This window comes from Calditrichota bacterium, from assembly GCA_014359355.1.
Classification (GTDB): Bacteria; Zhuqueibacterota; Zhuqueibacteria; order JANLFK01; family Oleimicrobiaceae; genus Oleimicrobium.
Map to the genome: position 1 here is coordinate 1 of JACIZP010000237.1, position 6,607 is coordinate 6,607.

The 6,607-nt window shown below is 60.4% G+C and carries 7 protein-coding genes; 1 reads left to right on the forward strand and 6 read right to left on the reverse strand.

What is annotated here, in order from left to right:
* Positions 1-176 (forward strand): hypothetical protein (locus H5U38_10650; GenBank protein MBC7187483.1); only part of this gene is annotated, 176 nt, incomplete at its 5' end.
* Between the two features lie 164 nt (positions 177-340).
* Here H5U38_10650 and H5U38_10655 read toward each other — a convergent pair.
* The 6 genes from H5U38_10655 to lepA form a co-directional block, all read right to left on the reverse strand.
* Positions 341-886: an outer membrane beta-barrel protein gene (locus H5U38_10655; GenBank protein ID MBC7187484.1), complete on the reverse strand. Its 546-nt coding sequence runs from the start codon at positions 884-886 to the stop codon at positions 341-343.
* Positions 887-1,124: 238 nt separating this feature from the next.
* Positions 1,125-2,285, reverse strand: coding sequence for a radical SAM family heme chaperone HemW (gene hemW / locus H5U38_10660; GenBank protein MBC7187485.1), 1,161 nt, complete (start codon positions 2,283-2,285; stop codon positions 1,125-1,127).
* A complete protein-coding gene (gene lepB / locus H5U38_10665; protein MBC7187486.1) occupies positions 2,266-3,000 on the reverse strand; it encodes a signal peptidase I in 735 nt (244 codons plus the stop codon). The genes hemW and lepB overlap by 20 nt, the downstream gene beginning before the upstream one ends.
* 42 nt (positions 3,001-3,042) lie before the next feature.
* A complete protein-coding gene (locus H5U38_10670; protein ID MBC7187487.1) occupies positions 3,043-4,683 on the reverse strand; it encodes a hypothetical protein in 1,641 nt (546 codons plus the stop codon).
* Positions 4,684-4,689: 6 nt separating this feature from the next.
* A complete protein-coding gene (locus H5U38_10675; protein ID MBC7187488.1) occupies positions 4,690-5,445 on the reverse strand; it encodes an ABC transporter ATP-binding protein in 756 nt (251 codons plus the stop codon).
* A gap of 13 nt (positions 5,446-5,458) precedes the next feature.
* Positions 5,459-6,607 (reverse strand): elongation factor 4 (gene lepA / locus H5U38_10680; protein ID MBC7187489.1); only part of this gene is annotated, 1,149 nt, incomplete at its 5' end.

Consider the following 6,607-nt stretch of genomic DNA (forward strand, 5'->3'; position numbering starts at 1 on the left):
AGCACATCAACCACCACCTGGAGCTGGCGCGCACGTACAAGATGGTCGGCAACTGGGAGGCCGCCAAGAAGCACTACGAGCAGGTCATTGCCTTGCCGGTGGCGGATGCCGACGATCCGACTTACAAAGAGGAAGCAAAGCAGGAGTTGCAGGAGGTCGAGAAAAAGTTGCACTGAGCTCGTCGCCTTGCAGTGCATGGAAAAGGGCTGGCCAGCATATTGGCCAGCCCTCTTTGCTGTGGGCAGTCCCGGCGAGTGCTGAGGGGACGCAGTGGCGGTGTGCGAGGCGCCTCCTATCTCCATTGCCTGTGCTCGCCGGCTCCCCCCTTTGTCTTGGCTCCCTACAGACGGATGAGCAACCCGAGGGTGGCTGCGTAAAAGTCCGCTTTCACCTCTTCGCTGCCCGGCACGGCAGAAAAGTCATAGTCGAGGAAGACGTACCGCACGTCTCCTGCCAGACACAGGCTGCCGAGAGGTATTTCCAATCCCAGGCCAAAGTGCCAGCCGAACTGCTGCTCGTTCTCTGGTTCTCCGGCCAAGAGTCCGGCCAGCGGCGTGTATTCAACTTTGCTGTTGTACCAACCCGCGCCGATCAGGCCGTACAAGATGGGCAACGGATAGACTAGGCCGGTGACCATTACCGGCCAGCTGGTAACGGTCATCCGCCCGCGCATGTACTCTTCCTTGCGAAAGTCCACAGAACCCTCTACGCCGAGGGCCGAGGTGAGGTGCAGTCGCGCCGCGGCGCCCGCAAAGAGCTTCCCTTCGTCGGCATCTTGGGCCTTGTAGTACCCCACACGGGGCCCGAGCGAAAAGCGTCCGCCCGCCATGGCGGCAACGGGGAGAATCATCACAGCAGTGAGGGCGAGCACGGCAATTCTTTTCATGGGGTCTTCCTCCTAGTGTGTGAGAAGCCTCTGCTCCAGCAGGAATCCCAGTCCTACATTCACCGATGCGGCGCCTCGTCAAGCCCCCTGGAGTTCATTCCACTTTTGCTGCCTCATGATACGAGCTTTCGGCAAGAGCGTTGGTGAGCCGAATCACATTCTTGCTAACTTTCTAGCTGTCCCCCGCATCTTCTTTGCCTCAGAGACAAGTCCCGAAAAGCATGCCAAAAGCTTCTATCTATGCCATGAGCCTACACACTTCTTCGTGGAAGAGAAAACCTCGGTGCGTCAGGCGAATACGCTCCGCGTCCACCAAGGCAAGCGGGTACTGGCCGTCCAGACAGAGTCTGGCAGCGCGCTCAGTGGTCATGCGGGCCCACTCGCGTGGCAGGGCGCCCAGGGCAAGACCCTCTGCAGTGCGCAGGGCGAGCATGAAGGTCTCCAAACGCTCCTGCTCCTCGGACAGGACCTCCTTTTCTTGCACGGGCAGGGAATTCTGTGCCAAGGCCTGGCAATAGGCCTTCACGTCCGCCACGTTCCACCAGCGCTCCTTGCCGTGGAAAGAGTGGGCAGCAGGCCCAAGGCCAAGGTAGGGGTGGCGCTGCCAGTACTGCATGTTGTGCCGGCACCGATAGCCTCGCTTTGCGTAGTTGGAAATCTCGTAGTGTTCATAGCCGTTCGCCGTGAGGAGGTCATGGGCAAGGAGGTACATCGTTTTCTCTTCTTCGGCGCGGACCGGCCTGAGGGCGCCACGTGTCACCGCTTGCGCCATGGGCGTGCTCGGCTCCAGCGTTAGGGCGTAAGTGGAGATGTGCTCGGGAGCCCAGGTGAGGACCTGGCGCAGTGTCGCTTCCCAGCTTGCCGTCGTTTGACCCGGGATGCCGAAGATGAGGTCCACGCTCAGGTTGTCAAACCCAGCCTGGCGCGCCCAGCGGAAGGTGCGCACGGCTTCACCGGCGGTATGGAGCCTGCCAAGGGTGCGCAGCTCGTCGTCGCGCAATGACTGCACTCCGAGACTCAGCCGGTTGAATCCCGCCGCACGCAGCTCGCCAAGCTGACTGGCCGACAGGGTCGCTGGGTTGGCCTCTATGGTCACTTCTGCACCGGAATGGAGACCAAAGAGCGAATCCACGGTTGAGATAAGCGTCGAGAGTTGCGCTGGCCTGAGGAGGGAAGGTGTTCCGCCGCCAAAGTAGAGGGTAGCAAAAGGATTCCCCGCGAACAGGGGACCCCTCGCCCAAAGGCGCATCTCGTGTTGGAGGGCAGCAAGAAAGTGCTCTGCCTCTTCGGCACGAAAAGGGACAGAATAGAAGTCGCAGTACGGGCACTTGCGCCGGCAGAAGGGTATATGGACGTAGAGGCCGGCCGGCGGCATCTGTTCAACGGATGATCCTGCCAAGGCGGCCCCACCTGATCTTCTTGCTGAGGTTGTACACGGGCACGCGGGAATCCCAGGAGAAGTAGATGATCATCGCCTCGCCGAGCACGTTATCGAAGGGCAAAGGCCCCCAGAAACGGCTGTCGGCGCTGTTGTCGCGGTTGTCCCCCATCATGAACAGATGGCCAGGCGGCACCACAACTGGGCCAAAATTGTCAAAGCTCCGGCTGCGCATCTCGTAGTGGCGGATGTTATACTTCTGGCCTCTCTCCGTAGTGATGCGGTACTCCAGCACGTAGTGGCCTTCTTCTGGGTCATAGCGCCGGCCGATGAATTCCTTCTTCCCTTCGGGCTTGCCGTTGATGTAAAGGTCGCCGTTGCGCACCTCAATCGTGTCGCCGGCCAGGCCGACGCAGCGCTTGATGTAGTCGAGGCGTTCGTCCAGCGGGTACTTGAAGACGATGACTTCCCCGCGCTTGGGTTGCTTTATTGCCGGCAGGCGGGTGTGGGGAATCTTTGCTTTCACCAAAGGCAAAGTGCTCGGCGTGCGCACGCCATAGATGAACTTGTTCACCATGAGAAAGTCGCCGATTAGCAACGTGTCTTTCATCGATCCGGTGGGTATGCGAAAAGCCTGGATGACGAGGATGCGCAATATGAGAGCTGCCACGACCGCAACCGCCACTGCTTCCGCGTATTCCCTGATTAGGCTCTTCTTCCGTCCGTTACCTTCCATCGGCATTTCCGTTCCTTTCCTTGTTGCGATAGCCAGCGCAGCTCAGTGAAGCCAGGCCATGGTTTCCACGCGGTGCGCTGCCATGTGAAGCGAAGCGGCTGCCGCCCCGATGCTCAAGCTCAAAGAGACGAGGGCGCCGCAGAGCAACGCAACTACCTGTTCAGCTCCGAGAAGACTGCTCGTGAAAAAATAGACCAGCGCCCCAAGTCCCCCGACAAGGGCGAAATAGACCAGCGGCACCACGGCCGAGAGCAAGCCTCCGCCCACGGTGATCATCCGCTTGGGGCTTTCCCAGTCAAAGTCGGCGAAGTAGGCTCCTAACAAGAGCCCCAGGCCGCTTGTGCCCAGACAGACCAGCGAGGCAAGCCCGAATGCCCCCAGTCCTGTCGCTAAGGGGTGGGCGAACAGGACGGTGACCACGACTGTGCCAAACAGTGCCACCGTGGTTCCCAGGAGCCACGCAAGACAAAGTTTCGCTGCCAAGACGCGCGTGGGGCGCTGGGGAGCGATTTTGTTCAGGTAAAAGGCCTTTGCTTCCAGAGGGATGAGCCGCGCTGCGATTCCCACCGTGCTCATGGCGCTGAACAGGATGACGAAGATGAAGGGCATGAGCATCTCGAGACGGGAGAGCTGTCCTCCTTCGGTGTCCCGTTTGAGAATGAACGCCATCACCAGCATCATCGCGGCGAGCATGAGGAGCTGCATCAGCTGGGTGGGCTCTCGGCGCAGCAGTCGGGTGTCCCGCAGAAGGGCGGCGCGGAAAAGAGAACCAGTGTGGGCAGCCCTTGCCAACCGGCGCCTTGACACTTCAACGGCTTTGCTGAGGGAGGCCGCCTCTTCCTTTCCCACGCCGCGTGCGTAGACGCTGTCCACCAGGGCAACACTGACGGCGATCATGGCTGCGGTGCTCCCGGCCAACAGCACGGCGGCAAGACCAGCGCTCGTCCATTGGCCCGCTACTAACCCCGCGAGAATGGTTGCCACCCAGCCTGCAGGTGTCACGGCAAAGAGATTGGACCGCGCCAAGGCGAGCAGTCCCGTCACGCCACCGGGTCCACTGGCATCCAGCGAGCTACGCAGCAGCTGCATCCCTGTCCACACAGCAAGAAAAACCAGAGCCAACGCCACGCTCATCACCTCCCGTGCACGTCGCACCGGAAGTATGTGCACGGCGAGCAACGCCACCATTGCCGACAGGCTGGTGGGTACTGCCACAAACACTGCCGCTACCACCACCATGAGTGCATAGTACCACCAGGCAGCGTCTTGCGCCGCCCCGAAGCTCAAGAGCAGAGGGAAGCCGAGCATCAAGAACATCGACGAGTTGCTGACGGTTGCCTCTATCAGCTTGTACACGAACAGGGTGCGCCGCCGGATGGGCGCGGAGAGGAGCAGGGGCAGATCCTGCGAGATGAAAAGTATGTGGATGCAGATAGTGGTGCCGCTCAGGAGAAGTGCGACCAGCAGAGCAAAGAGGAGCGCCGCCAGGACCCTTCCTGCAGCGTGCGGGCCTGCCACTTGTACTATGGCCTGGAACATGGCCTGCGTGCCCTGGAACACGTAGCCCACGAAAAAGAGCCAGAGTACCAAGAGCAAGATCGTGCGCACGCGCCTGGTGCCCTCGGCCCTGCGGAGCAGATTGACGTACATGCGCAGCCTGTTGCGGAGCAGGAAGAGCAGCATGGGTGCCTAACTCTCCTCCAGGTACTTGAGCACCTCGCGGTATTCGTCGCCGCCGGTGAGCTCAAGGAAGATGTCTTCCAGCGACCGATGGCGCGACGACCTCCCGCGCAACTCCGCCATCGTGCCAAGGGCGATGAGCTTCCCCTTGTCGATGATCCCCACGCGGTCACACATCGACTCGGCGATCTCGAGGATGTGCGTGGACATGAACACCGTCACCCCGCGCTGCACCAGTCCCTTCAGAAGATTTTTCAGATTCCGTGCGCTCTTTGGGTCAAGGCCCACGGTAGGCTCATCAAGAAACAAGACTTTCGGGTCATGGATGAGCGCCCCACTGAGCGCGATCTTCTGCTTCATGCCATGGGAGTAGGTTTCGATGAGTCGGTCGATGTGACTGCCCAAGTCGAATAACTCCACCAGGTGCTCGAAGCGGCGGAGGGCCGTTGCGCGGTCGACGCGGTAGAGGTCCGCCATGAAGAAAAGGAACTCGCGTCCGGTCAGCTTAGGATAGACGTACGGCCGTTCCGGCACCAGGCCAAGGCAGCTCTTTGCCTCCAAGGGTTGCGTGGCCATGTCGAACCCGTTGATGCGCACGCGCCCACGATCAGGCCGCAGCAGGCCAGTCATGAGCTTGATCGTCGTGGTCTTGCCGGCGCCGTTTGGTCCGAGGAAGACAAAGAGCTCCCCGTCGACCGTCAGCGATAACTCATCGACGGCCAGTGTGGACCCGTAGCGCTTGCTCAAATCTTCGGCGACAATCATGGGTTTCCTTCATTTACACCTTCAGCACGGCGAGGAAGGCCTCCTGTGGGATCTCCACGCGGCCTAACTGCCGCATACGTTTCTTGCCTTCCTTTTGTTTCTCCAAGAGCTTCCGCTTCCGGGTGATGTCTCCGCCATAGCACTTGGCCGTCACGTTCTTGCGCAGCGGGCTAATGCTGGCGCGAGCGATGACCCTGCTGCCGATGGCCGCCTGAATCACAATTTGAAACAGCTGCCGCGGAATCAGCTCGCGGAGCTTCTCGCACACGCGTCGGCCCCAGTCGTAGGCCTTGTCGCGGTGCACTACGACGGAAAGGGCGTCCACCACCTCGCCGTTGAGCAACACGTCCAACTTCACCAGTTCGCCAGGCTTGTAGGCGAGGAACTCATAGTCGAACGACGCATAACCCCGCGACACCGATTTCAGCCGGTCGTAGAAATCAAAAATAACCTCGGCAAGCGGGAACTCGTAGTGCAGATGGGCGCGCGTCGGATCGAGATACTCGGTGGTGACGAAAACCCCGCGTCGCTCCTGCGCCAATTGCATGATGCTGCCAATGTATTCGGCGGGCGTGAGAATGTGGGCGGCAATGTACGGCTCCTCAATGAGGGCGATGTCCCCAGCAGGCGGCATTTGCGCGGGGTTTTCCACCCACATGACTTCGCCGTTCTTACGAGTGACCCTAAACTTGACATTCGGGACGGTGGTGATGAGGTTGAGATTGTATTCCCTCTCCAACCGTTCCTGCACAATCTCCATGTGCAGCAGACCCAAGAAGCCACAGCGGAAGCCGAAGCCGAGTGCCACCGAAGTCTCCGGCTCGAAGTGAAGAGAGCTGTCATTGAGGCTGAGGCGTTCTAAGGCCTTGCGCAGCTCATCGTAGCTCTCGGCCACCGCCGGGTACAGGCCGCTGAAGACCATCGGCTTGACTTCCTTAAACCCCGGAAGTGCGGCCGAAGCCGGCCGTGCCGCGTCGGTGATGGTGTCGCCGACCTTGGTGTCACGCACCTCCTTGATGCCGGCAATCACGTAGCCCACCTCTCCAGCGCAGAGCTTCGGCCGTTGGATCTGGCGCAACTGGAGGATTCCTACCTCTTCAACCTCAAACTCCTTGCCTGAAGAAAAGAGCCGGATGCGCGAGCCGACGCCTATCTCGCCGTT